The sequence below is a fragment of the Mucilaginibacter angelicae genome (genome assembly GCF_042434235.1).
GTDB classification, from domain to species: domain Bacteria; phylum Bacteroidota; class Bacteroidia; order Sphingobacteriales; family Sphingobacteriaceae; genus Mucilaginibacter; species Mucilaginibacter angelicae.
In genome coordinates, this window is the sequence record NZ_JBHLTS010000017.1 from 123,101 (window position 1) to 149,550 (window position 26,450).

Sequence of the window (26,450 nt, forward strand, 5' to 3'; positions counted from 1 at the left end):
TGGGGATTACTTCGTACCTCGCAATGACGTGGTGTAGAGCACAAACGCGCACCTACAAAAAAAGCGGCGAGCCTAAACTCACCGCTTTTATATCTAAAGGAATGGCAACTAATCTCTAATCACCTACCTCTAATCTCTCAAACTAAAGCGCTAAAACCTCTTTAACACGGTCTGCAGCTTCTTTCAGCAATATGGCCGAGTAAACTTTCAAACCTGAGTTATCGATCAATGCTTTTGCTTCGGCAGCGTTTGTGCCTTGCAAACGCACGATAATTGGAACCGGGATGTTGCCGATTTCGTTGTAAGCATCAATTACACCTTGCGCAACACGGTCGCAACGTACAATACCACCAAAAATGTTGATCAGGATGGCTTTAACGTTAGGATCAGAAAGGATGATATTGAAACCTGCTTTTACAGTTTGAGCGTTAGCAGTACCGCCTACGTCAAGGAAGTTGGCAGGCTCGCCACCGGCAATTTTAATGATATCCATAGTAGCCATAGCTAAGCCGGCACCATTAACCATACAACCTACGTTACCATCAAGCTTAACATAGTTAAGATTTGATTTGCTTGCTTCAACTTCTGTTGGATCTTCCTCGTCAGTATCACGCATTGCTGCATAATCCGGGTGACGGTAAAGTGCGTTATCGTCAAGGTTTACCTTAGCGTCAACAGCTAAAATTTTATTGTCAGAGGTTTTTAAAACCGGGTTAATTTCAAATTGTGATGAGTCGGTACCTTCATAGGCTTTGTATAAAGCGGCAATGAATTTGGTCATGTCTTTAAACGCTTCGCCTTCAAGGCCAAGGTTAAAAGCTATTTTACGGGTTTGGAAGCCCTGTAAACCTACTTTAGGGTCAATCTCTTCTTTAAATATAAGCTCAGGAGTTGAGTGTGCAACTTCCTCAATATCCATACCGCCTTCGGTGCTGTACATGATAATGTTACGGCCACGTGCGCGGTCAAGCAATACGCTCATGTAAAACTCTTTGGTTTCACTTTCGCCCGGATAGTAAACATCCTGTGCTACTAAAACCTTCTTAACTTTTTTACCTTCAGGACCGGTTTGCGGGGTTACCAGTTGCATACCTAAAATATTACCTGATAATTCTTTTACCTGGTCGATATTTTTAGCAAGTTTAACACCACCGCCTTTACCACGGCCACCTGCGTGGATCTGTGCTTTAATTACTACCCAGCTTGATCCCAGGTCTTCTTTCAATTTTTGGGCAGCCTCAACAGCCTGCTCAACAGTATCGGCTACAATGCCTTCCTGAACTCTAACGCCATAGCTTTTTAATATAGCTTTACCCTGATATTCGTGAATATTCATGTTTTGAAGAATTTGCGGTAAAGCTACAATTTTGTTTGAAACGGTAAACACCTTGTTTCAGTTTATTTGCCCTTATCGGGGTAAATAACATTGTATTTACAATACCATTTAGTATATCTAATTCCGCTTTAATTTTTAAGCAGGCAAAGGCGCAAAGAAGAAAATTAATAAAAGAACAATTATTGGATGTTGATTTCTGTTCTTTAAGTCGCTCAATCTGTATAAGTCCAAAATCCGAAATCGGGCATCCGAAATCCCAAATCAATAATGGCGTTGCCTGCGGCCCGGGCTATCCGCTGCAAGTCCTCGCTTTGCCAACGCGCAGAGCCATCGCACGCTCCGGGCTTTCCGCTCCTATCCCTAACGCGGCCTCCGCACAAATCCGTAAAAAACCTTTGCGTCTTCGCGCCTTTGCGAGAAACAACAAATCCGTCCAACCCAAACAAATAAATCAGCTAATCCGTTAACTTTGTCAAATGCTTAAAGCCAAATCTATCCATAAATCATACGGACAGCTGCAAATATTAAAAGGTGTTGACCTGGAGGTACAAAAAGGTGAAATTGTAACCATCGTGGGCGCTTCGGGGGCCGGAAAAAGCTCCCTGCTTAACATATTGGGCACACTTGACAGGCCCGATTCCGGCGAATTACATATAAATGATATCGAACTGAACAAGCTCAGCAACAAAAACCTAAGCGATTTCCGTAACCGGCAAATTGGCTTTATATTCCAGTTTCACCATTTACTGGCCGAGTTCAGTGCGCTTGAAAACGTTTGCATCCCGGCATTTATAGCAGGAAAATCAAAATCTGACGCTGAAAAAAAAGCAGCGGAACTGCTTGATCTCCTGGGCTTGAAAGACAGGCTGCACCACAAACCCAACCAGTTATCGGGCGGCGAACAGCAACGGGTAGCTGTGGCACGGGCGCTGATCAATAACCCGGCATTGATTTTTGCAGATGAACCTTCGGGTAATCTTGACTCGGTTAATGCGCTTGAACTTCATGAATTATTTATTAAGCTGAAGAACGATTTCAGGCAAACCTTTGTAATTGTTACACACAATGAGGATCTTGCAAACTTGTCAGACCGTACAGTCACAATGAAGGATGGTTTAATTGTTAACGCCCATTAACATGAGCATTTTAATTACTGCCGCCACATCGGCACAAGCCTATCAGCTTAAAAACAAACTGGAAGGAAAAAGTATTATTTTAGGTGATCATATGGACCTGCCGGAATTTATGGTAAAAACAGGCAAAATGATCTTGTTGCCCAAACCGGCTTCGGCAAGCTATACGCATGAAATGTTAACACTTTGCCTTGATAAGGGTATTGATTCGGTTTATTTATTAAGGCCCGATGAAACAGCGCTTTTACTAAAAGCCGAAACCCTTTTTAATGAATACGATATAAAACTACACGTAATTGCTTAATGGACTATAAGGATATTGATAAGCGTAAAACGGCTTTTATTTTTGAGTTAGATGATGTGCTTTATCCGGCAAAGGATTATTATTTTCAGGCTTATTACCTGTTTGCTAATATGCTTGAATATATTGAGCTGATAGACGCAAAGGCTGCAACCAAAGTATTAACTGATACGTATATAGCTGAAGGGAAGGATGCTGCGTTTAACCGTTTAACGGAAGAGTTCCCTGTGGCTGAGCAATACCGCGATAAGTTTGAAAACCTGCTTTTAACTGCCAAATTACCGCTGAAACTGCTTTTATATAAAAATGTGCTTACCTTGATGCAGGAAATTGTGATCGACCGCAAAAAGCTGTTCATTGTAACCAACGGTAACGTACAGGAACAAGTAAATAAAATAAAACAAACCGAATGGCACGGACTGGAACAATATCTCCGTTGCTATTTTACCGAAGAAACAACGCCAAAACCCGAACCTGATGTAATTAACCTGCTTATTCAGGAACATGGCCTTCAGCGTAAAGAAATAGTAATGATTGAAAATTCGGAAACCGACAGGCTTTGCGCTGAAGCCAGCGGAATTGACTGTATCAATGTTGAAGATTTTTTATAGCATTGACTATAACATACTTAATAACAAGGCGTTTATACTTAAACTCAAGCTTATGAGAAAAATATTTTACTTTTTAGCAATTCTTTCTATTGCGTCAGTATCTGCCTGTAAAAAGAATAAACCGGTTAATAACGGCGACGAGGGTACTGGGCCAACAAGCACCGGTACAGCGCTTGACCGTATAAGAGATTCTGTTTATCTCTATCCGCAGGAAACGTATTTATGGTACAACCAGCTCCCTACTTATAAAAACTTTCAACCCCGTAACTATGTCAGCAGCGACACTATCACCGGCTTAAGCAGCGAAGTTGACCATTTATCACAATACGCTATCAATCCGGCAAGTTCCCAACCGTACGAATATTACGATAATACAGGCACGGCCAAATATTCGTTTATTGACGATGGCTCGGTATCAAACGAATTAAGCGGTAATGGCGGCGACTTTGGCTTTTCGGTATTTTACCCCTCCCGTACAGATCTGCGGATCAAATATGTATATCCCGGGTCGCCTGCTGATCTGAAAGGCATTAAACGTGGCTACCAGATCACTAAGATCAATGGCCGTACCGACCTTGCTTATGATGATGGCGGCTCAACTACCCAGTTTGTAATACAAGCCTATGCTTACAGCAAAACTATAACCATGACATTAACCAAGCCTGATAATACCACGGTTGATGTAACATTGAATACCGCTAATTACACCATAAACCCGGTTATTACCTATAAAACATTAGATGCGGGTTCGGGCAAAAAAGCGGGTTACATGGTTTTCAATTCCTTTACCGATAAAACCAATGCAGGCCCTAAAATTCTGGAAGCATTAAACAGTTTCAGTGGTATCTCTGACCTGATCATTGATTTAAGGTATAACGGCGGCGGAGCGGTAGAAACTGCCGAATACTTCGATAACCTGTTGGTACCATCCGCAAAAAATGGCACCAAAATGTATACCGCTTATTTTAATGATAAGCTCACAAGCGATAATTACACTTTGTTTAAAAACCTTTACGATATCCCTAAAGGCTTTTTCTCGGTAAGTAACCAAACTGTTAACTTTCAAAAGGAGGGCTCACTTAACTTAAGCAGGATATTTTTCATAGTTGGCGGTGGTACTGCCTCAGCAAGCGAATTAACTATCAATAACCTGATCCCGGAGCTGGATGTTGAATTGATTGGCTCTGTTACCTACGGTAAGCCTGTTGGTTTTTATGGTATCGATATCAATAAATATCAATTGTATATGCCCATGTTTTCCACCAAAAACTCGGCAAACAATGGTGACTATTATACCGGTATGACACCCGGACAGGGCATTTATAAAGGTGTTAGTGCCCCCGATGATTTAACCAAAGATTTTGGCGACCCTACAGAAGGATTATTATCGCAGGCTTTAAGCTACATATCAACCGGTAAGTATAAAACCAATTCGATACAAACACAAAGCCTGGCCACTTCATCAAAAAATGTGCTTTCGGCCGATCAAAAACGTACGATGGAACAGCATTTTACCCGCAGTAAGGTTAAAGGACTGATGCTTAAAACACCATCAGTATTTAAGAAGAAGAAATAAAGGACAAATCTATTTAAAGAAGAGTAGCTTATTTAAAGCGTCATTATAAGGAACGAAGACAACCGACCGTAGGGAGCTCATTAATACATATAAAAATCAAATTATAATTATTAATAATCCCCGATTAGCAGGTCCGCCCTGTAAAGTTTGGGATTGCTTCGTACCTCGCAATGACGCTTGTTTATTTCTTCGCCGTTGTTGGTGTTGTCACCAACAACTTTATGCTATGCATGCCGGCTTTAGTACTTAATAAAATCATATGGGGAATAAAAAATTGTTGGTGACAACACCCAACAACGGCACGAGTGGTTGGCGTTGTCACCAACAACGGCAAAGCTTTAAGCTTTCCGCCTTAGGCTTTAAGCTCCTTAATCGGCCAGTTCCCTTAAATCAACAGGAACCACGCGGGAGATGCCCTGCTCAACCATGGTTACGCCGTAAATTACATCGGTACTGGCAATGGTGCGTTTATTGTGGGATACGATGATAAACTGCGAATCTTTAGAGAAGGTGCGGATAATATTATTGAACTTATCAATATTAGTATCATCCAGAGGCGCATCAACCTCATCAAAAATACAGAAAGGTGCAGGCTTAAGCAGATACAGCGAAAACAGGATAGCCGTAGCTGTAAGCGTTTTCTCCCCTCCCGATAGCTGGTTGATGGACAACGGGCGTTTACCCTTTGGCTTCGCGATGATATCAATATCCGATTCGAGCGGATGATCGGGGTCTGTCAGGATCAGATCGCATGAATCCTCCTCATTAAAAAGCGAACGGAATACCTTGATAAAATTTTCACGTACCATAATAAAGGCGGTCATGAACTTATCCTTGGCAGTATCATCAATTTCCTGTATGGTTGCCAGCAACGATGCCTTAGCCTCACTCAGATCTTTCTTTTGTGCCTGGATAAAGGTATAACGCTCGTTCATCTCGTTATAGGCCTCAACTGCCATCGGGTTTATGGCGCCAAAATCATCCAGTTGCTTTTTAAGCTTTTCGGCCTTTTCACGCAGGTCCTGCTCATTTTCACCTTCGGGTACCTGGCTTTCGGGCAGGTCTTCAATATCTATATTAAACTCAACCGAAAGGCGCTCTTTCAGCGCGTTCAGATCTATCTTTAAATTATTGCGTTCATCGCGCAACTCATTCTCAATAACCTCGCTGTTTTCTTTTTTCCTCCTCAATGAGCTTACCTGGTTTTCATTTTCGGTGATCAGCCCGCGCCATTGATAATGTTCCTGCTCGGCTTGTTGTGTAGCCTTTTCCAGGTTTTCCTTCTGCTCATACATTTCAAGCAGGTTATCGTCCGAGTTATCGGCCAGCTTCAGGTTTTCCTGTATGGCAACTTTTACCTTTTCAAGCTCGCTGCTGTTTTGCCTGATGCGGGTTTCAAGGCTTTCCTGCTGGGTATCGCGGTAATCAAGGTCCTTCATTAAACCCGATACCTTATTTTGCTGCTGGTGGAAGCGGATGTTTTCCTGGTTGTAAGCGTTTGATTGTACCGATACGTACTCGTTAAGCTCATTAAAAGCCATTTGTTTATCAGCCAGTAAATCGCTCTGGATCTGGCGCTGGGTTTTCAGCTCGGCCAGCTGCGGTTGCAGAGCGGCCGTTTCATCTATTATCCCGGTAATTTTGCGGGCAATGTCTTCCTTGCGGTTAAGACTGTTTTCAATAAAGGTTTGGTACTGCTCCTGCCGGGTTTTAACGGTGATCAGCTCCGTATTCAACCTGTTGATGATCTTTTGTTGTTCATTGATCTCGGCAGCCTTGGTTGATGAGCGTAAAGCAGCAAGCTTGTTCTGCAATTCATCAGATTTGGTGCGAAGTGTACCAACCTGATTTTCTATGCCGCGGATCTCTTTGGCTAAATTCTCCAGGTTTTTAGCACGACCGATCCTTTTACCCTCAAACAACCCTACCGAACCGCCGGCCATGGTATGTTTTGATTTATTGAACTTACCACTTTTGCCAATCAGCACTACACCCTGCGGCAAAGCCTCACTGTTGATCTGCCCTTCCTTATCATCGTCAACCAAATAAACACCTTTAAGCAGGTAATTACAAAGCGGCAAGTAATGTTTATCAACCTCAATAACGCTCAGGGCAGGAATTGCTCCTTCTTTTTCAAAGCCTATTTGAGCTGGCACCTCCCCGGCATAATTATTCAGCACAAAAAAGTGCGCCCTCCCTTTTGCCGAGTTACTTAACAGGTTAATAGCCTTCACCGCTTCATCGTAGCTTTCAACCACGTAGTAGTTCATGAGCGGCTCCAGGTAGTTTTCGATAGCTACCCGGTATTCTTCCTTACAAAAAAGCACATCGCTAAATAGCGGCGCGTTTTTGGCCCAATCAGTATTCTTTTTCAGAAACCTGATGGATTCGGGAAAGCCCTCCAGGCTGTCAACCATACTTTTGGTAAGGTTGTATTCGTTTTGCTTGGCATCAAGGCGGCGGCTTTCCTTTATAATGGTATCCTTAACCGAATTCAGTTCGATATCGGTTTCGGCAATTTGTTCTTTTAACTTATTTTCAAATTCAACAGCCTGCTGAAATTCATCGTCAAGCGTTTCCTTACGGTATTGCAGTTCGGCAACTACCTGGTTAAAGTGCGAAAGCTCCACCTCTTTATTGGTGGTATCTTCCATATTACGCTGACTTTCCTGCTCCAATGCCTGCTGTTGGATCTGTAATATATCCAAATCCTTTTCGACTTTGTAAGCCTGGTTTTGCAGGCGGGTATTGATATTATTAAGCTCATTGAGCTCGTTGCGGGCATCTGTTTGCTGCGCACGCAATTCATCAACAGCCTCCTTTAAATCAGTTACACGGCTTTGGATGCTTTGCAGGGTTTCATCCTCCGTAGCCTTCTCTTCGCTTAAGCGCTTGATGTTATATAATACGTGGTTCAGCTGGTTTTTATCCCGCTCCAGCTCATCAGTCAGGCGCGACTCCTTATCCTGCTGAAACTTCAGTTGCTCATTCTTGATCTTCTTTTCGCTTTCGTAAGCGCGGATCTTGGAAACAAACTCGTTAGTTGTTTTTTGCTGAACAGAGAGGTTCTTTTCTTTGGTGATGCTATCCAGCTTTTGCTGCTGCAGTGTAGCTTCCAAAGTATCAATCTGGGCTATGATATCACCTTTATCGGCCTTATGCTTTAACTCCTGCTCCTCTATCTTTTTTAATGATTCGCTGAAAGCCACTATCCTGAACGAAGCCAGCATAATGCTCAGCGTTTTATATTGTTCTTTGAGGCGATAGTACCGTTCAGTTTTCTTAGCCTGGTTTTCCAGCGATTTGAGGTTCTTCTCAATCTCAAACAGCAAGTCGTCAACACGGGCCAAATCGGCTTCGGTTTCTTTAAGCTTGCTGAAAGTCTGCTTTTTACGGAGCTTATATTTGGAGATACCAGATGCTTCCTCAAACAGGTTACGGCGCGAGCCCTCTTTATTGGTGATGATCTCGTCGATCATCCGGAGCTCGATAATAGAATAGGAATCGGAGCCGATACCGGTATCCAGAAAAAGATCAGTAATATCCTTCAAACGGCACTGTACATCGTTTAGGCGGTACTCGCTTTCGCCGGTACGGTAAAGCTTGCGGGTAAGCGTTACCTGCGAATAATCGGTTGGCAGTACGTTTTTAGTATTATCAAAAGTAAGGGAAACTTCGGCAAGGTTGGCCGATTTACGGCTTTTAGTACCGTTAAAAATAACGTTATCCATTTTCTCCGAACGGAGCATCCGGGTGCTTTGCTCACCCAAAACCCAACGGATACTATCAACAACGTTAGACTTACCACAACCGTTAGGCCCCACAATAGCGGTAACCCCCTCATTAAAATTGATGGTTATTTTATCGCCAAAACTCTTGAAACCCTTGATTTCTAAACGGGTAAGCTGCATTTAATTTATTAAGTACCGTGCAAAGTTCAAACCTTCAAAGTAATCATAAATTATTGAGTTTTGAAAGTATATTTTGAGGTTAAAGGAAAAAGGTTAAAGGATTGCCTGTAAACTCAGTTAAAGATTTATATCTTTTAATACCTTTATCACCTTAACTTGAACCTATTTATACCTTATGCAGGTTAATATAAATTTTGATCAAACCTACTCTCCACTAACGCTTGCCAACGATTTAACAGTGATGACCTTCGAGTCACCACAGATAGATGGTTCTGTTCAAGAAATTTTGATATTAATTAGCCCACATCCTGATCCTCTTTTACCTGGAGTTTTCAATCTCGGCTTCGGCCCTCCTGATGGCAACGGTGCGTTCAAAGATAATGTTCGATTGAAGCATGCTAACTTGAACATAGTTTTTTCAACTGTATTACTTCTTGGGCTTGCATTTTTAGAGCAGAATCCGATGGCAACAATAGGAATTGATGGTTCAGATGATTTGAGAGCAAGATTTTATCACCGGATGTATAAATCGAACAAAACTTATTTGAATGATTATTTTGTTGCTATTGGTGTTGATTGGTATGTGCGTATTTTCAGGGACGGCGACTATGAGAAAGATGAAAAGGGATATCCTGTGGCCAAACCACGACCAGAGCCATTTGATTATGAGAGAGATAATAAAGATTTATATCGTTATTATATGTTTAGGTTAAAAAATTAAGCAAACTATAGTTCACTTAATTTAATTATATTTGTATTATGAATCAGCATACTCAAAACAAGATTGAGCAGTTAAAAAAACTGGCAACTGATCAGGGATATCAAACAACAAAGAAAAAAAATATAGTTGTAAACAATGATAGTCTTGGGCAAGTGATCAGAACAAAAGCTGACGCGGAAAACTTTATGGCCGAATTAGAAGCAGCTGTAAAGAGAATTAAATAGCTTAACATAAAATATTGTAAAGCCACTTTATGAGTGGCTTTTTTATTTAGCGATAATTCTAACTTAAACCCTTATTTCCCCTTTCAAATAAGTAACCGCCTTCCCACACATCAGTACACGGTCGCCTTTAAGCTCGCACCAAAGTTCCCCGCGGCGGGCCGAGAGCTGGTAAGCATGAAGGCTATCTTTGCCCAGGCGTTTTGCCCAGTATGGGATCAGGTTACAATGTGCAGATCCGGTAACCGGGTCTTCAGGAATACCTGCCCCCGGTGCAAAAAAGCGGGAAACAAAATCGGCAGTATCGCCGGGAGCGGTGGCTATAATGCCTACGGTATCCATTTTTGACATGGCAAAGAAATCGGGTGTAAGATCTTTGATATCCTGCTCGGTTTCATAAACGATAAAATAATCCCTTGAGCGCAGAAAGGCTACCGGCTGCTTTTCGCCAAGCGCTTCGGCCAGTCCGTTGGGCGCTTCTATAGGGATAGGCGGCCTCGACGGAAAGTCCATCGTATATTTATCACCATCGCGCTTTACGGTAAGCGTTCCGGCTTTTATGGTGTCAAAATGAATGGTATCTCCCTCATAACCCAGTTCTGAAAACAGGATATGTGCCGATGCCAGCGTAGCGTGCCCGCAAAGATCTATCTCATACTCGGGCGTAAACCAGCGAAGCTTATAACCCTCCCCGTCTTTTACAAAAAAAGCGGTTTCGGCAAGGTTATTTTCGATGGCTATCATTTGCATGGTAACATCGGGCAGCCATTCATTAAGCGGACAGATAGCCGCCGGGTTACCGCCAAAAAGCTTATCGGTAAACGCGTCGGCCTGGTATATAGGGATGGTCATAAAAATATTGTGTTTAGCTAATATAGTGAGGTGAGCGTCAAGATGCAAGACTATAAGAATCAAGATTTTTTTATTCAGCTTTTAATTGTGTTTTTCCCTGCTTCTTTAATCTTGTATCTTGATTCTTACAATCCTGCTTCTATTCCTCTATTCGATCCATAAAACGGAATTACCCGAATTATATTGGTTTGGTTCGTAAAGTTTATTGCCCGGATCAATCATCCACTTACCATCAACAATAAACTTATACAGTTGCTTGCCAGGTTTCAGGTTAACACTTACCGTCCACTCTTTACCGTTAAAGGCAAGGGTGTAACCAAAATCGTCAAAGTTGTTAAAACTACCCGCCAGGTGAACGCTTTTAGCATTATTGAAACCGCTTAGCTTAAACATATAATTGGGTTTTACCGAAATATAGGAGTTAACAATGCCCCCTTCCATCATATTACGCGGATTGGCAGGGTCGGTTATCCATTTATCATCAACAACAAACTTGTAGCCATAATTACCCGGCGGAATAATTAAAGGCAATGCCCAGCCTGTTTTAGTTTTGGTAAGCGGGATCAGGCCGTGCTCCCAATTATTGAAACTCCCGGCCACGTACACTTTCCTGGCATTGGTATAACCCTCAAGCTTAAAAGTAACCGTTTCACCAAGGTTCAGTACCGAATTGGTGTAACCATCCGCACCCTGGATCTTGTTGGGGTTGGCCGGGTCGGTGATCCATTTTCTATCAACAAAAAAACGATAGGCTTGTGTACCATCATGCAGGTATAGCTGCTTTTGCCAAACATTGCCGTTTTTTTCCATGACAATACTGTTGGCATCCCAGTTATTAAAGCTGCCCGCCAGTGTTATTTTGCGTGCATCGGTATAACCGCTTAATTTAAAAGTATAATTGTACCTGTAATATATCGAATTATTGTCATGGTCGCTCTCCAGGTTGTTATACCTGTCATTGATCCAATGTCCGTCCACTATAAACTTATATTCGTGCTTGCCGGGCTTTAATTTAACGTCGGCAATCCAACCGCTGTCAACTTTTGTCATGGTGCCTTTAAGGGTGCTCCAGTTGTTAAAATCGCCCGATAGCAATACCCTTCTGTTTTGCGCATAGCCCGGCAAAAAGAAACGGGTTATACCCGATGTCAGTTCATGCACCGTAACCTTAGCAAAATTATTGATGCCGAAGTTAACATCGGCAGGGTATCCCGGCGATTCATCCTCATCATTAACCTTAGTAGTTATCAAGTAGGGTTTGGTTTGCGGGTTTAGGTTAAGATCTTCAAGCGACCTGTCAAATTCTACCACATTTCCCTGCTTTTCCCCCACTGTCCAGCCGTCTTTTTTCAGAGCGGTGAAATCACCTTTTAAAACAGCAGCGGCATTTGCACCCTTTAAACCGGCTTTTTTAAGCAGGCTATCCACTTCTGTTTTAGACGAGCGCATGTCAATGAGCAGCACCAGTTTATCTTTACCCATAATTAGGTTGCTGCGTTTTTGCGCTCTTGCAGGTATAACCATGCAAAAAATCGCAAAACAAACAATAACTATACGCACGCAACTTTTCATATTACTGGTTATTGTAAATGTACATTTCAAATTCTTTTTTAACAAAGTTGATGGTGAATATGCCCCGAACAAAGAAATCATAACCTAAAACACCGTCAATTTTGTAACCGTAAGCATTCCCCATTTTTTCGAGGTTGGTGATCAAAATACGGTTTTTCATGTACTTGCGGTCGCCAACAACCAAATTATCAAAGCGGGTATAAATCACTTCGATAGAAGTACCACCTATGCCCATGATTCTTGAGCGGCTGATGACCTCCATATCGGGGATCAGTTTTTTTGAACGCCGGTAATCGAGCAAACTGGTTTCGGCAGCGCTGTCAAAAGCAAACCAAAGTGAATTGTCATTAACAGTGCCTTTCATTAAAATAACATCATTGAGCATCCGGAAGGGGCTCACCATAAAGCGGTCATGAAACACCCTTTCGGCTTCGGGGATATTGCCGTTCTCATCAAGCTTTTGGATGTAAAGCGTATTACGGAACAGATCGACCGTAATGGCAAAATCTGAAAACAACCTGGTGCCCAGCAATCCCAGTATTTTTATCCCGCGACCATTTTCGATAGAAGAAAGGTCGGTTACATCTGCCCTAAGTTTTGGATAATGCAGATCAAGGATATTTAAATTACGAACGTAAGTTGTAAAAGAATTTCTTGCCAAACCATTCACCCCTCCCGATTCCTGCTCGGCCACATGGGGCAGGTCCCTGAAATAAGTTTCGTTTAAAACCAGGTAAGGCGCACCGGTATCCAGCACAAAATTACCTTCAAGAGTATCAATCTGCGCTTCAATAATGATCAGGTTGCCAGCTCTTTTTATAGGGATGACAAGGGTTTTAAAATCCCCGTCGGGTGAAGGGTCAGGACCGGGTTTTACATTTTTAAAGGTAATGCCGCCGATAGTCACATGTTCGCTTCCTGCTACACTGAAGCAGGTGGTAAGAAACATAATCAACAACAAATAAACCTTAGGCATCGCATTAAATACTATACCTAATAGACCCTTATTTTAGGTTATAAGTTACACCCACCGGCAATTAAATGATATGACTGATGTATCCGTGCCTGATCAAATCATCCGGGCTTTTAATAGCCCTGGTACTGCCATCAGTGATCAGGACAATCCTATCGGCCACATCCAGGATATTGTAATACTGATGATCGGTAACAATAATACCTTTTACCTTTGCACATTTGCGGATAATACCTTTAAACATCTCCGTTTGTACCGGCGAAACATGAGTGAACGGTTCATCGAGCAAAATAAAATCGGCCCGGCTGTAAATACATATCAGGGTTTCAAGTTGTCTGAGTTCCCCGCCCGATAGTTCACCTGCTTTTGCATCCTGATATTTTAGATAAATGGGATGATTGCTAAAGTCATCCCAAAATTGCGGATCAATAATAGGCTCTGCCAGGCTTTTGATCCTGATATTTTGAGGCAGATAACCATGTTGGGGCAGATAAGCAACCCGCCCCTTATCATAGCCTTTGTAGATATGCATATCGTTAATACTGATATGCTTGTACGATGGCTTTAGCGTGCCGAAAACAATCCTCAACAAGGATGATTTACCGCAACCGTTACGGCCCAGCAAGCCTACTACCTCGCCCTGGCGACACTCGAGATATATATCCTGCAAAATCTTACGTCCATCAAACTCCAGATGAACGCTGTCTGTTTTTAAAATATGCGGGCCCAATAATTTACAAGTTTTAAGAGTGATAGTAATATGCCATAAACCAGGGCATCACAAGTGAGTGCGTACAGGTACAACCTGTCGATACCGTAACCCGCGTTACGGAAGTAGAAGAAAGTTTTTTTTGAATTATAATTATAATACTGAAAGCCGATGATCAAACCGTAGCTCATCATTTTTAAAATGTATGACTCTACAACATTAATCTTTCCGACAAGTACATAATAGCTACATACTACACTTATAAGCGTACACCATAACAATATCGACTTATAAAAATACCAGGTAATTTTTATGGTGTTACGCATTCAGCTAATCATGACAGGTTAGCTAAAATAACGTAGGTTGGGGATTAAAATTTTCTCCGTCGGCAATTCTTATTTTGTTTACCAACAGGTGGGCCTGGCGGGTTGGTTCGGGGATGCGGTAGCCCCGGATACAGTTCCTGATCAGCTCAACACTTTGCTCCATGCTGATGTGATGGCCGGGTGATATGTAAATAGGATTACATTTCTTTTTGCTGCGCAAAGCGATGCCGATCAGCTCGCCTTTATCATACATCGGGCTTTGGTCAAACACCTCATTGCCGGGTTCCTGGTACCTGCCGTAAAGCCTGCTTTTAGCGCTGCCGATGGATGGAACATTAGTAAGCAGGCCGAAATGGGTAGCTATCCCTGTACGGCGTTCATGCGCTATGCCCTGTCCGTCCAAAACCATAACATCGGGTTTAAAGGGCAGTTTCTCCCAGGCTTCCAGTAAAGCAGGCACTTCCCTGAAAGCCAGCAAACCGGATATATACGGAAACTTTGTTTTGCTGATAGCCGTTGCGTGGCCTATTATGGTTAACTCGGGATATTTGAGCAGGATGATCCCTGCATACACCACTTCCGAATATTTATTGAATGAAATATCAGCACCACCTATGATTTTGACAGGTTTATCTAAGGGACGAATGTCTATCTGCCGGCGTAACTCATGCTGCCAGGCAATGGCCTGTTCGGGGCTGAGGTTTTCATATGCTGCTGGCTGCACTGTTGATGGGATGATTACGTTGACTACTTATTGTTTGATAATGATTTTTATGAGGGTTTTGTTTTGATTCTGATGGATTTACTCAATCGCATGTTCAAGCGTCCACGCTTGAATAATACTGAGGGTGAGCGTCCACGCTCACGATTTATTGCCATATTAATAAGTGTAAGCCTGGACGCTTACCTTTAAAATGGTTCAAGCGTGGATGCTTGAACCTGCATAAGATATGTCCAATTTCTCAACCACTCTCCTAATCAACCCAATCAACCACTAACCTCAATACGAACTCACATTACTATAATCAATATTGGTTATCCCGCTGTAATCAGGCACGAAAGTATCTTCCTTGCTGGTGGCCATATCAAACTCAAATGATGCCGGATAAGGTGTGTTTAACAAACTGCCTTTAGGGATATACGGAAATAACTCACCGTAAGTCTGGATCTGGCTGTGGTTGATGCGGCGATAGATAAACATGCGGTGCAGATCACAAGGCTTGGTTAAACCAGCAGCACCTATCATCTGGATGGCGCTGCCTACCGTTAGCTTGTGGAAGTTAGCCACCCGCACTTTTTTATCATCAACCACCAGGCCTTTCATCAGGCTTTTATCCTGCGTGGCAACACCAGTTGGGCAGGTATTCATATTACATTCCAGTGCCTGGATACAACCAAGGGCAAACATCATACCGCGGGCGCTGTTGCACATATCTGCGCCAAGGGCAAAATTCTTTACCAAATCAAAGCCTGTAGCTACCTTGCCCGATGCAATCAATTTAATATGTCTTTTAAGATCAAAGCCTGTCAATGCGTCGTAAACAAAGGCCAAAGCTTCGCGCAAAGGCATCCCTACCGAGTTGGAAAACTCCAGCGGCGCGGCACCAGTACCGCCCTCTCCCCCATCCACAGTAATAAAATCGGGATAGATGCCTGTTTTAACCATGGCCTTGCAAATAGCTAAAAACTCGCTTTTATGACCAACGCATAATTTAAAGCCAACAGGTTTACCGCCCGAAAGATCACGGAGCTTTTGAATAAAAGCCATCAGCTCCAAAGGATTGGTGAATGCCGTATGGTATGGCGGCGATACTACATCCTCTCCCATCTCCACCAGCCTGATGCGGGCAATCTCTGGTGTAACCTTCGCTGCTGGCAAAATACCACCATGGCCGGGTTTTGCTCCTTGGGACAGCTTAATCTCGATCATTTTTACCTGTGGCAACACGGCACGCTCAGCAAAAGCATTATAATCAATAGTGCCATCTTTATGACGGCAACTGAAATAGCCCGTACCTATTTGCCAGATGATATCACCGCCGGGCTGCAGGTGATAATCGCTCAGCCCACCCTCACCTGTATTGTGGGCAAAGTTATCCAGCTTGGCACCACCGTTAAGGGCCAGGATAGCGTTCATGCTCAGTGAGCCAAAGCTCATAGCCGAAATATTAAATACACTGGCCATGTAAGGCTGCTTGCAGGCCGGTCCGCCCACTTTTACACGGGGGGCCATGTTCAGTTTATGGTGATCAATGGCGGCTATGCTGTGGTTAAGCCATTCGTAACCATTGTCATATACATCAAGCTCGGTACCGAACGGGCGGGTATCATCAACCATTTTGGCGCGCTGGTAAACCACGCTCCTGTTTTGACGGTTAAAGGGTGTGCCGTTGGTATCGCTTTCAATAAAGTACTGGTATATTTTTGGCCTAAGCTCTTCCATCAAATACCGCAGGTGACCGAACACCGGATAATTGCGCACAATGCTGTGTTTGGGCTGTACCATATCATAAAAGCCGATAAGGTATATAGGCCCCATGATCAGAAATGACCAGGCAGCCGGCGGCCAGATAATGCTCCAGGCGGTAAGCATCGAAAAAATAATAAAAAAGGAGAATACAAAGAGCTTTCTCATAACGCGTTAATTTTATATGAAGCAGTCATTAAATTTTATAAAAGTAAATTTATAATCTAAACAATAAGGCAAATTAGCGGTTAAGAAATTTACTCTATGTCGTTTTAAAGTCACAAAGTATAAATACATGTTTAAACATCTAATTTTGTATTTATCTTTGTATCAACAAAAAAAATAAAAAAATCATGGCAACACAAACAGCAACAAAATGGGTTATCGACCCAATGCATTCAGAAGTACAATTTAAAGTTAAACACCTGGTTATTTCAACTGTAAGCGGCTTTTTCAAAAGCTTTAACGGTGAGTTAATAACTGAAAGTGACGATTTTGAAAATGCCGAAATTGATTTCACTTTAGATATCAACAGCATTGATACCAACCAGACTCAACGCGACGAGCACTTGAAATCAGCAGAGTTTTTTGACGCTGAAAAATATCCACAAATCATATTCAAATCAACTTCATTCACCAAAACCGATGATGAAGAGTATGAATTGAAAGGCGACCTGACCATTAAAGATCAAACTAAGCCGGTAACCCTTGATGTAGAATTTGGCGGCTCGGCTGCTGATTTTTATGGCAATACCAAAGCGGGTTTTGAGATCAGCGGTAAAATCAACCGTAAAGATTTCGGTTTAACCTGGGACGGCGTTACCGAAGCCGGTTCAATTGTAGTTGGCGAAGACATTAAATTGTTGATCAACATACAGTTCACTAAACAAGCTTAATTGTTTTAATGCTGTTGCTGTGTTTTAACTTTTAAAATGCCGCTGTTGTTAAAGGATCCAAACAACACGGCATTATTGAACAGCAAAACAGGTTAAAATTAATGATAGAAAAGCCATTCGTGTTAAACGAATGGCTTTTTGGTTTTTAGCTCTCTGAGAAACTATTATACATAAAAAGGCGTCATTGCGAGGAACGAAGCAATGACGATCCCTTATCATCACCATCGTAATTACATGATTTAAAGTCGTTTCACAGCTGTTTTTAAACTAAGTAGCGCTATATTTGTTCCTATACTATGCTACTTAAAATATATCCCGAAAACCCCAACCCAAAAGCCATTGAGCAGGTGGTGGAGGTGTTAAAAAAAGGCGGTTTAATCATATATCCTACTGATACCATTTACGGTCTTGGCTGCGATATTACCAATCACCGTGCTATTGAGGCTATTTGCAAGATCAGGAACATCAAGCCCGAAAAGGCTAATTTCTCATTCATCTGTTATGACCTGAGCCATATCTCTGATTATATCAAACCTATTGATAACGCAACTTTCCGTGTATTGAAAAAAGCATTACCAGGGCCGTTCACTTTTATATTTAACGCCAGTCATATGGTGCCCAAAATGCTGAGCTCCAACAAAAAAACGGTTGGTATCAGGGTGCCTGATAACAATATCGCCCGCGAAATTGTGCGTGTTTTGGGTAACCCCATCCTCTCCACATCAATAAGGGATGATGACGATATTATGGAATACTCCACCGACCCGGAATTAATCCACGAAAAATATGAAGACCTGGTTGATATAGTGATTGATGGTGGTTACGGCGATAACGTAGCCTCAACTGTAGTAGATTGCACCACCGGCGACTTTGAGATTGTGCGTGAAGGCAAAGGTGACCTGGAGTTGTATTTATAGTTTTAATTATTATCATCCATCATTGCGAGGTACGAAGCAACCCCACTGGCGCAAGTCTTGTGGGGAGCCATGCTGGGGAGATGACTTGTGATTTTTAAAATTGTAAACTTTTTCAGGACGTTGTAGGCACAAGTCCTCCCGACGCAGGCCATCACACAAGACTTGCGCCAGAGGATGACTTGTGATTTTTAATCTGTAAATTTTTTTAGGACAATATGCAATAGGCACAAGTCAGCCCGGCGTTGGCCGTCACACAAGACTTGCGCCAGAGAAGGACGTGATGGAAAAATGGTTTTACGGCCGTATCCCTTTCACAAACCCATCAATTTTATCCATATAATCATCCTCACCTAAAAGCTTCACAAACCTGCTGCCTATAATGGCTCCATTCGCGTAGTTACATGCTTTTTCAAAGCTGCTGCTATCGGTAATGCCAAACCCAATAATAGTTGGATTTTTTAGCTTCATTGCAACTATACGTTTATAATAATCTTCAACGCTATCGCTTAACTTCAAATTATAACCGGTTATGGTTGATGATGACAGCAGGTAGATAAAACTGCTGCTTAGCTCATCTATTTTGCGGATGCGCTCTTCGGATGTTTGGGGCGTTACCAGGAATATATTGCTCAGGCCGTTATCAATAAAGTACGAGGAGTACATTTTTTCGTATTCGTAGATCGGAAGATCGGGCACGATGATGCCATCAACACCAACCTCAGCAGCCTTTTTACAAAAACGCTCAATACCGTACTGGGCAATGGGATTAAAATAGCCCATAAGCAAAATAGGGATGCTTACCCGGCTGCGCAGTTCGGCCAATTCTTCAAACAAAACTTTAAGGCTCATGCCGTTTTCAAGGGCTCGCTCCGAACTATGCTGAACAGTAGGGCCATCGGCCACCGGATCGGAGTAAGGAAAACCGATCTCCAGAAAATCGGCACCTGACTTTTCAAGGGCTTCGGCAATATCAACCGTAGTATTCAGTGCAGGATAACCGGCTGTAAAATAAATAGATAACAGGTTGTTATTTTTTGATGCAAAAAGCTTGTTTAAACGGTTCATGGTATTTTATTTGTCCATAGACGATAGACCATTGTCCATGGTTTTATTTTTTTATTCTGATTTATATTATTCCTATAAGCGCCATGATCTATGAACCATGAACTATCGGCTAACAAACTAATAACCGAAATAATTGATATACGTATCTAAATCCTTATCTCCCCTGCCCGAAATGCAGATCACTATATTATCGTTAGCCTCAAACGTCATTTTCTCCAACTGGGCCAAAGCATGGGCGGTTTCAATTGCCGGTATGATCCCTTCCAACTGGCAGCAAAGCAAACCTGCCTGTAAAGCCTCATCATCGGTAATACTTACATATTGTCCGCGACCGGTTTTAAACAAATGCGCATGTTGCGGCCCTATGCCCGGGTAATCCAGACCTGCCGAAATTGAATATGGCTCAACAACCTGCCCGTCTTCGGTTTGCATCAATATGGTACGGCTGCCATGAAGTACACCTTCATTACCTAAAAACGTAGTAGCTGCCGATTCCCCGCTGTTTACCCCTTTACCCGCAGCTTCAACCGCAACCAGCTTCACAGCTTCATCATCAATAAAATGATAAAACATCCCCATAGCATTGCTGCCACCACCAACGCACGCCATTACGTATTGAGGCAATTCATTGCCGGTTTGTTCAAGCAATTGCGCTTTTGTTTCCTGCGATATGATAGATTGAAAACGGGCCACGATATCCGGGTAAGGGTATGGGCCAACCACCGAACCAATGATGTAATGCGTATCAACCGGGTTGCCAATCCAATCGCGCAGGGCTTCATTGGTGGCATCTTTAAGCGTTTGACTGCCCGATGTAGCAGGTACAACCTTAGCGCCCAGCATTTTCATACGGGCCACATTGGGTGCCTGCCTAACCATGTCAATTGCACCCATGTAAACAACGCATTCAATATTCATAAGTGCGCACACGGTAGCAGTTGCCACACCATGCTGCCCGGCACCGGTTTCGGCAATGATACGCTTTTTGCCAAGGCGCTTGGCCAGCAGGATCTGCCCTATGGCATTATTGATCTTGTGCGAACCGGTATGGTTCAGGTCCTCCCGTTTAAAAAATATGTTTGCGCCATATTTTTCCGAGTACCTTTTGGCGTGATATAACGGAGAAGGCCTGCCCACATAGTTTTTTAGCAGGTCGTCAAATTCGGCTTTAAAATCATCATCATTTATGATATTGAGGTATTGCAGCCTTAATTCCTCCACGTTGGGATATAACATTTCGGGAATATATGCCCCCCCAAAATCGCCGTAATAACCTTGTTCGTTAACTCCGTATTTCATCTGTTGTGTTTTATTTTTGATGATGTTAAATGCCTGTTCTAATTTTTCGATATTCTTTAAAGCCGGTTCAATTTCAAACCTGCTGTTAAGGTCAACTCCATAAAATTGCGGATGGGTGATATTTTTAACTTCTGCAATATTTTCAAGCCCCACCCCTCCCGATAAAAAGAAAGGGATCTCCAGTTTGTATTTGTCAAGAATAGCCCAGTCAAACGTTTTGCCCGAACCGCCATAGATCTTAGTTTTGGTATCGAACAGGAAAAGATCAACATTGTTCGCATAATCTTTTAACTGGTCAAAATCAAAATCCTCATTAAGGCCAAATGCTTTGATCACCGTTACCCTGCCCTTAAAGGCCGCACAAAACTCCGGGCTTTCATCGCCATGCAGTTGAATGGCGTTAAAGCCATATTCAGCAATCAGCCTTTCAATATTTTCGGCGCCCTCGTTTACAAAAACACCTGTTTTTTGAATGGAAGGAGGAATACTTTGCAGCGCATCTACTGATAAACCGGCTACATAACGCGGTGTTTTATCATAGAAAATAAAGCCCACATAATCCGGCTGTAAAGCGATGACCGCTTTGATATTTTCAGGATGTTTTAAACCGCAAACCTTTATTTTCATGGCTTAGTTTTGTAATAAAGTATTAAAGCTTTTCAAAGCCTTTTTGCTCATTAATGCTTCCTCGGCCTCATAAAAACAATCGCCAAAAGTTTTTTCAGGGCCTATGGTTTTAATAGCCAGTGCAGCGTTGGCCAGTACCACGTTATTTTGTGCCGCAGTGCCACCGCCATTAAGCACGGTACTGAATATAGCTGCCGAAGCCGTTACAGTATCCCCGCCCATGATTTGTTTAGGATCGAGCTTTTCAAAACCAAGGTCTTCAACGCTGTTGATCTTCTCGCCATCGGCCGAAAAGGTTTTGAAATCGCAGGTTAGTGAGATCTCGTCATAACCTTCCAGCGCGTTAACTATAGTATATTTTGTAGTTGATTTTTGGTACAGATAGGCATACACGCGGGCAAGTTCCAGGTTAAACACGCCCACCAGCTGGTTATCAGGCTTGGCCGGGTTAACCATTGGCCCCAGCATATTAAAGAAGGTTTTAACCCCCAGTTCCCTGCGGATAGGTGCAACCGTTTTCATAGCCGGATGAAACAAGGGTGCATGCAGGAAACAGATATTAGCCTCATCGGTACTGCGTTTCAGCTTGTCAATATCGTTGGTAAACTGGTAGCCCAGGTATTCCATCACGTTTGATGAACCACATCCCGACGATACCCCGTAGTTACCATGCTTGGCCACTTTATAGCCTGCACCGGCAACAACAAATGAAGCAAGCGTTGAGATATTGAAAGTATCTTTACCATCGCCGCCGGTGCCACAAAGGTCAATCAGGCCTTCGGTTTCCAGATTGGCAGGCAGGCAAAGCTCCAGCATGGCATCACGAAAGCCCTCCAGTTCTTCAACAGTAATGCTTCGCATGCAATAAGCTGTCATGAAAGCCGCCATTTGCGCGTTATTGTACTTACCCTGCGCAATGTTTATCAAAATGCCTTTAGATTGTTCCCTGCTAAAGGTTTTGTGCTCAAAAAGATGATTCAGTATCTGTTTCATGTGCTCGCCCCCCGGCCCCCTAAAGGGGGAGTTGGTATAGTTTAATTTTATTTATTGTGCCTTGCGCTAATCATTCCCCCTTTAGGGGGTTAGGGGCAACAAAAAAGGGTTGCCGTATGGCAACCCTTTTGAATATATTTTTTAAACAAACATGGAATTGCCTTACGATTACTCGTTAAGCCACCACCAATTGTTGTTTAATTTTGTCATTGTTTATTTGTTGGCACAAATATGGAAATAGTTTTTATAAAAACAAACAGATTTTGATCACTTAGCGAATTAATGATTTAGTGAATTAGTGATTTGAATACTTAACAATCGATATTCAGTTAAATTCAATAATTTAGCTATTGATTTATCGGACCATTGGGTAATTGATTTCAACCTGATCAATAAAAATTCACTAAATCACTAATTCAATAATTCAAAATTAGCCTTCATGGCCATACATAAAGAGAAAATTAACCCTGAAGACGATCTTGGTTTTGGTACCCAGCCGGTTATTAAAAGCCAGCCGGTTATTAATAAGGATGGTACTATCAATGTAAAACGTACCGGCCTACCGCTTTTTACCACCTCAAATAATTACCACTCGCTCATTACCATGAGCTGGCGCAAGTTTTGGGTTATTGTTTTCAGCGCATATTTTACTGTAAACATCATTTTTGCACTCATTTACGTTTCTTTAGGGCCCGATGTGCTTGATGGCAAAAGCGGCAATAGCGATTTTGACCGTTTTATGGATGCCTTCTTTTTTTCGGCACAAACCATATCAACAGTTGGGTACGGTCACATCAGTCCAAGGGGTATGATCCCCAATACCATTGCCGCACTCGAATCAATGATGGGTTTGCTGGCCTTTGCGTTGGCCACCGGTTTGCTTTATGGTCGTTTTTCAAGACCTTCGGCCAAGATCATGTATAGTCGTAATGTGCTTATTGCCCCTTATCGCGATGGAGGCAAAGGATTAATGTTCCGCTTGGCCAATGAGCGCCGTAATATATTGATTGACCTGGAGATGGAAGTCGTTTTCAGCTATAACGATGAAGAGAACGGTAAAACAGTACGCAAGTTTTTCCAGTTGGAGCTGGAACGAAAACGGGTAAGTATCCTTACCCTGAACTGGACGGTGGTACACCCGCTTGACGATAACAGCCCCATTAAAGAGATCACCCCTGAAGAGTTTGAGCGCAGGCAGGCTGGTTTAACAGTAAGCCTCAAAACATTCGATGATACCTTTTCACAAACTGTACATTCACGTACCTCCTACCAATATGATGATTTTGTTTGGGACGCAAAATTCAAACCAGCCTTTGAGCGCGACGAAACAGGCCGGGTTATTCTGGATATGAGCAGGATAAGTTCATATGATATGGTTCAATAGTTCATTAGTTCACTGGTTCATTAGTATGCAAACGCAGGCATATCCCGTTTTTAAAAACAAGATATCAAACAGGGAAGTACCAATAAACTATTGAACTAATGATACCAATGAACTACCTCAAAAGCGGATCCCGCTCCTTTGTAAAAACATTATAAACCATTTTATCCAAAAATGCCGGGAGAAATTTGCTTAGCGCAACGGTAAGTTTCCCCTGGCCGGTGAGGGTTAATGTGCGGGAGCGGTTTTCAATAGCATCAACAATATTTTTGGCTACTTCGTCGCTGCTCATCATTTTTTGTTCTTCAAGGGTGCTTTCACCTTGCTGTTTGCCTTCGCTGTTTAACGCTGAGTTACGAATGTTTGACGCCGTGAAACCAGGGCATGCGGTTAATACATGTACACCGGTTTTCAGGTTTTCAATCCGCAATGAATCTAAAAAGCCATTCATAGCAAACTTTGATGCCGAATAGCCCGAGCGGCCGGGCAAACCTTTATACCCTGCTATAGATGACACTCCTACGATACTGCCTTTGGTTTTAGTTATTTCGGGCAGCGCATATTTAATGCAGTTAACCATTCCCCAAAAGTTAACGTCCATCACCTGTTTAAGCACCTCCACTTTAACATCTTTAAATAATGCGCGCATAGTAATACCGGCGTTATTGACCAGCACATCTATTTTGCCGAAAGTTGTAAGGGCTTGTTTAATAAGGTGGGCACAGTCCGCTTCGTTAGTTACATCGCATTGCACGGCAAGTGCTTTTATTTGATATTCTTTTTCCAGTTGTTCGGTAAGCTGACAAAGGGTAACGTACTGCCTTGCGGCCAGCACCACATTGGCGCCGCGTTTAGCACATTCATAAGCAAGTGATTTTCCGATGCCCGACGATGCGCCGGTGATGATTACGATCTTATCATTTAACTTCATACGAAGGAGGAATTAGCTGGGGGATACCTTCCACCTTAAGTTCAGGCACCTTAAATAAATATTTGGACGCGAAGATAATCATCGCCCCATAATATTCCTTAATGTGCATCCAGCTAAATTTAACCTTATTTTGAATGTTAAAATTGATGATATATGTTTTGGGGAAATAGTAATTTTTAAACCCTGCAAGCCTGATGCGGTACGAATAATCGATATCATAACCATAGGTATGAAAACGCTCATCCATCAATCCTATTTGATTAAGCGCCTCTTTACGCAACAGCATAAAAGCGCCATTTATAATGTCCGATTCGGAGGTCTGAAACTCTTCAACCCAATCTTTACTCTGCGGACTGGTAAGCCTTGATTTTGAAAAGTGTTTAGCCAGGCCGGTTAGCTTGAAAAAGGTTTCCCAGGGTTTGTTAAAACCGCGTTTTGATTCTTTCAAAAACCTGCCTTCAGGGGTGATCATACGCACACCTAAACCACCGGCATCGGCATGCATGTCCATAAACTCAAGGGCTTTCTCAATGGTCTTCTTGCCTGTAATAGTATCCGCATTGACCAGTAAAATATACTCACCAACAGCCAGCTTAAGTGCATGGTTATATGCCCGGGCCATGCCGTCGTTTTTATCGCCGGCAATCACCTTCACATCAGGAAATTCGGTATTGAGCATGGCAACCGATTTATCGACCGAAGCATTATCAACCACAAAAACCTCGTGACTAATGTCCTGCGCGGCCCTGACCACTGCATTCAGGGCAATCCTGAGCAGGTTACAGGTATTATGGCTTACAACAACTACAGATAGTTTCATGCTTACTTGGATAGTGAATTTTCGTACGGAACGCGGGTAGCTATGGAACGGCCCAAAGTTATCTCGTCTACATACTCTAATTCACCACCAAAAGCTATGCCACGAGCTATAGTTGTAATGGTAATATTGAAATTTTTTAATTTTTTATGAAGATAGAACAGTGTTGTGTCACCTTCCATAGTGGCACTAAGGGCAAAAACCACTTCTTTAACCTCATTGGTATCTGTTGGCTTCAGGCGCTCAACCAGGGTATCAACCTGTAAGTCTGACGGCCCAACGCCATCCATCGGCGATATTAAGCCGCCCAATACGTGATAAACGCCATTAAACTGGTTGGTATTTTCAATAGCCATCACATCGCGGGTATCCTCAACCACGCAAATAAGGCTATGGTCGCGGCGGTGCGATGAGCAGATCTCACAAACCGGCTGATCGGATATGTTATGGCAAACACGGCAAAACTGTATTTCGTTGCGGAGTTTGGTTACTGCGGTACTGAAACGTTCAACATCCTGCTTATCCTGGTTAAGTAAATGCAGCACCAAACGCAGGGCGGTTTTTTGTCCAACCCCCGGTAATTTGGCAAATTCGGCTACAGCATTTTCCAGTAATTTGGACGAAAAATTCATTGTGCGAAGGTAAATATTTTTTGTGTGATTGCATTTTCCAACAATCACATCATCTCCACCGTCAATTGCGAGGCACGAAGACAACCGACCGCAGGGAGCTCATTAATACCTATAAAAATCAAATTATAATTATTAATAATCCCCGATTTGCAGAGGGGCTATGCAAGGTTTCCCTGTAAAGTT

The 26,450-nt window shown here is 42.6% G+C and carries 24 protein-coding genes; 9 read left to right on the forward strand and 15 right to left on the reverse strand.

Annotated elements, in window-relative coordinates; translation table 11 throughout:
* Window positions 1-142: 142 nt before the first annotated feature.
* Window positions 143-1,336, reverse strand: coding sequence for an ADP-forming succinate--CoA ligase subunit beta (sucC, locus tag ACFFGT_RS05525; RefSeq protein WP_121229406.1), 1,194 nt, complete (start codon window positions 1,334-1,336; stop codon window positions 143-145).
* A gap of 476 nt (window positions 1,337-1,812) precedes the next feature.
* Between sucC and ACFFGT_RS05530 the strand changes: the two genes are divergently transcribed.
* Genes ACFFGT_RS05530 through ACFFGT_RS05545 form a run of 4 tightly spaced genes read left to right on the forward strand, consistent with a single transcriptional unit; the run spans window position 1,813 to window position 4,957 of the window.
* The gene (locus ACFFGT_RS05530) at window positions 1,813-2,472 is read left to right on the forward strand and encodes an ABC transporter ATP-binding protein (protein ID WP_377021512.1); all 660 of its coding nucleotides are present in this window, start codon (window positions 1,813-1,815) and stop codon (window positions 2,470-2,472) included.
* Window position 2,473: 1 nt separating this feature from the next.
* Complete coding sequence (locus ACFFGT_RS05535; RefSeq protein WP_377021513.1) at window positions 2,474-2,773, forward strand: hypothetical protein; 300 nt, start codon at window positions 2,474-2,476, stop codon at window positions 2,771-2,773.
* Window positions 2,773-3,381 (forward strand): HAD hydrolase-like protein, encoded by a 609-nt coding sequence (locus ACFFGT_RS05540; RefSeq protein WP_377021514.1) that lies wholly within the window; start codon window positions 2,773-2,775, stop codon window positions 3,379-3,381. Before ACFFGT_RS05535 ends, ACFFGT_RS05540 begins: the two co-directional genes overlap by 1 nt.
* Window positions 3,382-3,433: 52 nt before the next feature.
* Entirely contained in the window at window positions 3,434-4,957 is a 1,524-nt protein-coding gene (locus ACFFGT_RS05545) for a S41 family peptidase (RefSeq protein WP_377021515.1), read from the forward strand.
* Window positions 4,958-5,325: 368 nt separating this feature from the next.
* Here ACFFGT_RS05545 and smc read toward each other — a convergent pair whose 3' ends face one another.
* Window positions 5,326-8,868 (reverse strand): chromosome segregation protein SMC, encoded by a 3,543-nt coding sequence (gene smc / locus ACFFGT_RS05550; RefSeq protein ID WP_377021516.1) that lies wholly within the window; start codon window positions 8,866-8,868, stop codon window positions 5,326-5,328.
* A gap of 175 nt (window positions 8,869-9,043) precedes the next feature.
* Between smc and ACFFGT_RS05555 the strand changes: the two genes are divergently transcribed.
* Window positions 9,044-9,589, forward strand: a complete 546-nt coding sequence (locus tag ACFFGT_RS05555) for a DUF6934 family protein (RefSeq protein WP_377021517.1) — start codon at window positions 9,044-9,046, stop codon at window positions 9,587-9,589.
* 38 nt (window positions 9,590-9,627) lie between these two features.
* Window positions 9,628-9,813, forward strand: coding sequence for a hypothetical protein (locus ACFFGT_RS05560; RefSeq protein ID WP_377021518.1), 186 nt, complete (start codon window positions 9,628-9,630; stop codon window positions 9,811-9,813).
* A 63-nt stretch (window positions 9,814-9,876) separates the two neighbouring features.
* Here the strand turns inward: ACFFGT_RS05560 and ACFFGT_RS05565 are convergent, their stop codons facing one another.
* The 7 genes from ACFFGT_RS05565 to ACFFGT_RS05595 all read right to left on the reverse strand — a co-directional run bounded on the left by ACFFGT_RS05565 (window position 9,877) and on the right by ACFFGT_RS05595 (window position 16,877).
* Window positions 9,877-10,662: a PhzF family protein gene (locus tag ACFFGT_RS05565; RefSeq protein WP_377021519.1), complete on the reverse strand. Its 786-nt coding sequence runs from the start codon at window positions 10,660-10,662 to the stop codon at window positions 9,877-9,879.
* A gap of 147 nt (window positions 10,663-10,809) precedes the next feature.
* Entirely contained in the window at window positions 10,810-12,144 is a 1,335-nt protein-coding gene (locus ACFFGT_RS05570; protein ID WP_377021520.1) for an early set domain-containing protein, read from the reverse strand.
* Between the two features lie 91 nt (window positions 12,145-12,235).
* The gene (locus ACFFGT_RS05575; protein ID WP_377021521.1) at window positions 12,236-13,183 is read right to left on the reverse strand and encodes a pepsin/retropepsin-like aspartic protease family protein; all 948 of its coding nucleotides are present in this window, start codon (window positions 13,181-13,183) and stop codon (window positions 12,236-12,238) included.
* Window positions 13,184-13,271: 88 nt separating this feature from the next.
* The gene (locus ACFFGT_RS05580; protein ID WP_377021522.1) at window positions 13,272-13,937 is read right to left on the reverse strand and encodes an ATP-binding cassette domain-containing protein; all 666 of its coding nucleotides are present in this window, start codon (window positions 13,935-13,937) and stop codon (window positions 13,272-13,274) included.
* Window positions 13,919-14,242, reverse strand: a complete 324-nt coding sequence (locus ACFFGT_RS05585; RefSeq protein ID WP_377021523.1) for a hypothetical protein — start codon at window positions 14,240-14,242, stop codon at window positions 13,919-13,921. The genes ACFFGT_RS05580 and ACFFGT_RS05585 overlap by 19 nt, the downstream gene beginning before the upstream one ends.
* A 22-nt stretch (window positions 14,243-14,264) precedes the next feature.
* Window positions 14,265-14,966 (reverse strand): deoxyribonuclease V, encoded by a 702-nt coding sequence (gene nfi / locus ACFFGT_RS05590; RefSeq protein ID WP_377021524.1) that lies wholly within the window; start codon window positions 14,964-14,966, stop codon window positions 14,265-14,267.
* A gap of 276 nt (window positions 14,967-15,242) precedes the next feature.
* Window positions 15,243-16,877, reverse strand: a complete 1,635-nt coding sequence (locus ACFFGT_RS05595; RefSeq protein ID WP_377021525.1) for an FMN-binding glutamate synthase family protein — start codon at window positions 16,875-16,877, stop codon at window positions 15,243-15,245.
* 185 nt (window positions 16,878-17,062) lie between these two features.
* Between ACFFGT_RS05595 and ACFFGT_RS05600 the strand changes: the two genes are divergently transcribed.
* A complete protein-coding gene (locus ACFFGT_RS05600; RefSeq protein ID WP_377021526.1) occupies window positions 17,063-17,605 on the forward strand; it encodes a YceI family protein in 543 nt (180 codons plus the stop codon).
* Window positions 17,606-17,901: 296 nt separating this feature from the next.
* Window positions 17,902-18,522 (forward strand): L-threonylcarbamoyladenylate synthase, encoded by a 621-nt coding sequence (locus ACFFGT_RS05605; RefSeq protein ID WP_377021527.1) that lies wholly within the window; start codon window positions 17,902-17,904, stop codon window positions 18,520-18,522.
* Window positions 18,523-18,816: 294 nt separating this feature from the next.
* Here ACFFGT_RS05605 and trpA read toward each other — a convergent pair whose 3' ends face one another.
* The 3 genes from trpA to trpD form a co-directional block, all read right to left on the reverse strand.
* A complete protein-coding gene (gene trpA / locus ACFFGT_RS05610; protein ID WP_377021528.1) occupies window positions 18,817-19,587 on the reverse strand; it encodes a tryptophan synthase subunit alpha in 771 nt (256 codons plus the stop codon).
* A 117-nt stretch (window positions 19,588-19,704) separates the two neighbouring features.
* Entirely contained in the window at window positions 19,705-21,513 is a 1,809-nt protein-coding gene (locus ACFFGT_RS05615; RefSeq protein ID WP_377021529.1) for a bifunctional phosphoribosylanthranilate isomerase/tryptophan synthase subunit beta, read from the reverse strand.
* A gap of 3 nt (window positions 21,514-21,516) precedes the next feature.
* On the reverse strand, window positions 21,517-22,506 hold the full coding sequence (gene trpD / locus ACFFGT_RS05620) for an anthranilate phosphoribosyltransferase (protein WP_377021530.1): 990 nt from the start codon (window positions 22,504-22,506) through the stop codon (window positions 21,517-21,519).
* A 439-nt stretch (window positions 22,507-22,945) separates the two neighbouring features.
* On the opposite strand from trpD, the gene ACFFGT_RS05625 reads away from it, so the two are divergent.
* Window positions 22,946-23,890, forward strand: a complete 945-nt coding sequence (locus ACFFGT_RS05625; RefSeq protein ID WP_377021531.1) for an ion channel — start codon at window positions 22,946-22,948, stop codon at window positions 23,888-23,890.
* Window positions 23,891-24,002: 112 nt separating this feature from the next.
* Here ACFFGT_RS05625 and ACFFGT_RS05630 read toward each other — a convergent pair whose 3' ends face one another.
* The 3 genes from ACFFGT_RS05630 to recR are packed head-to-tail and all read right to left on the reverse strand — an operon-like array spanning window position 24,003 to window position 26,267.
* Window positions 24,003-24,818 (reverse strand): SDR family oxidoreductase, encoded by an 816-nt coding sequence (locus tag ACFFGT_RS05630; protein ID WP_377021532.1) that lies wholly within the window; start codon window positions 24,816-24,818, stop codon window positions 24,003-24,005.
* A complete protein-coding gene (locus ACFFGT_RS05635; RefSeq protein ID WP_377021533.1) occupies window positions 24,805-25,638 on the reverse strand; it encodes a glycosyltransferase family 2 protein in 834 nt (277 codons plus the stop codon). The genes ACFFGT_RS05630 and ACFFGT_RS05635 overlap by 14 nt, the downstream gene beginning before the upstream one ends.
* Before the next feature lie 2 nt (window positions 25,639-25,640).
* Window positions 25,641-26,267: a recombination mediator RecR gene (gene recR, locus ACFFGT_RS05640; RefSeq protein WP_377021534.1), complete on the reverse strand. Its 627-nt coding sequence runs from the start codon at window positions 26,265-26,267 to the stop codon at window positions 25,641-25,643.
* Window positions 26,268-26,450 lie beyond the last annotated feature (183 nt).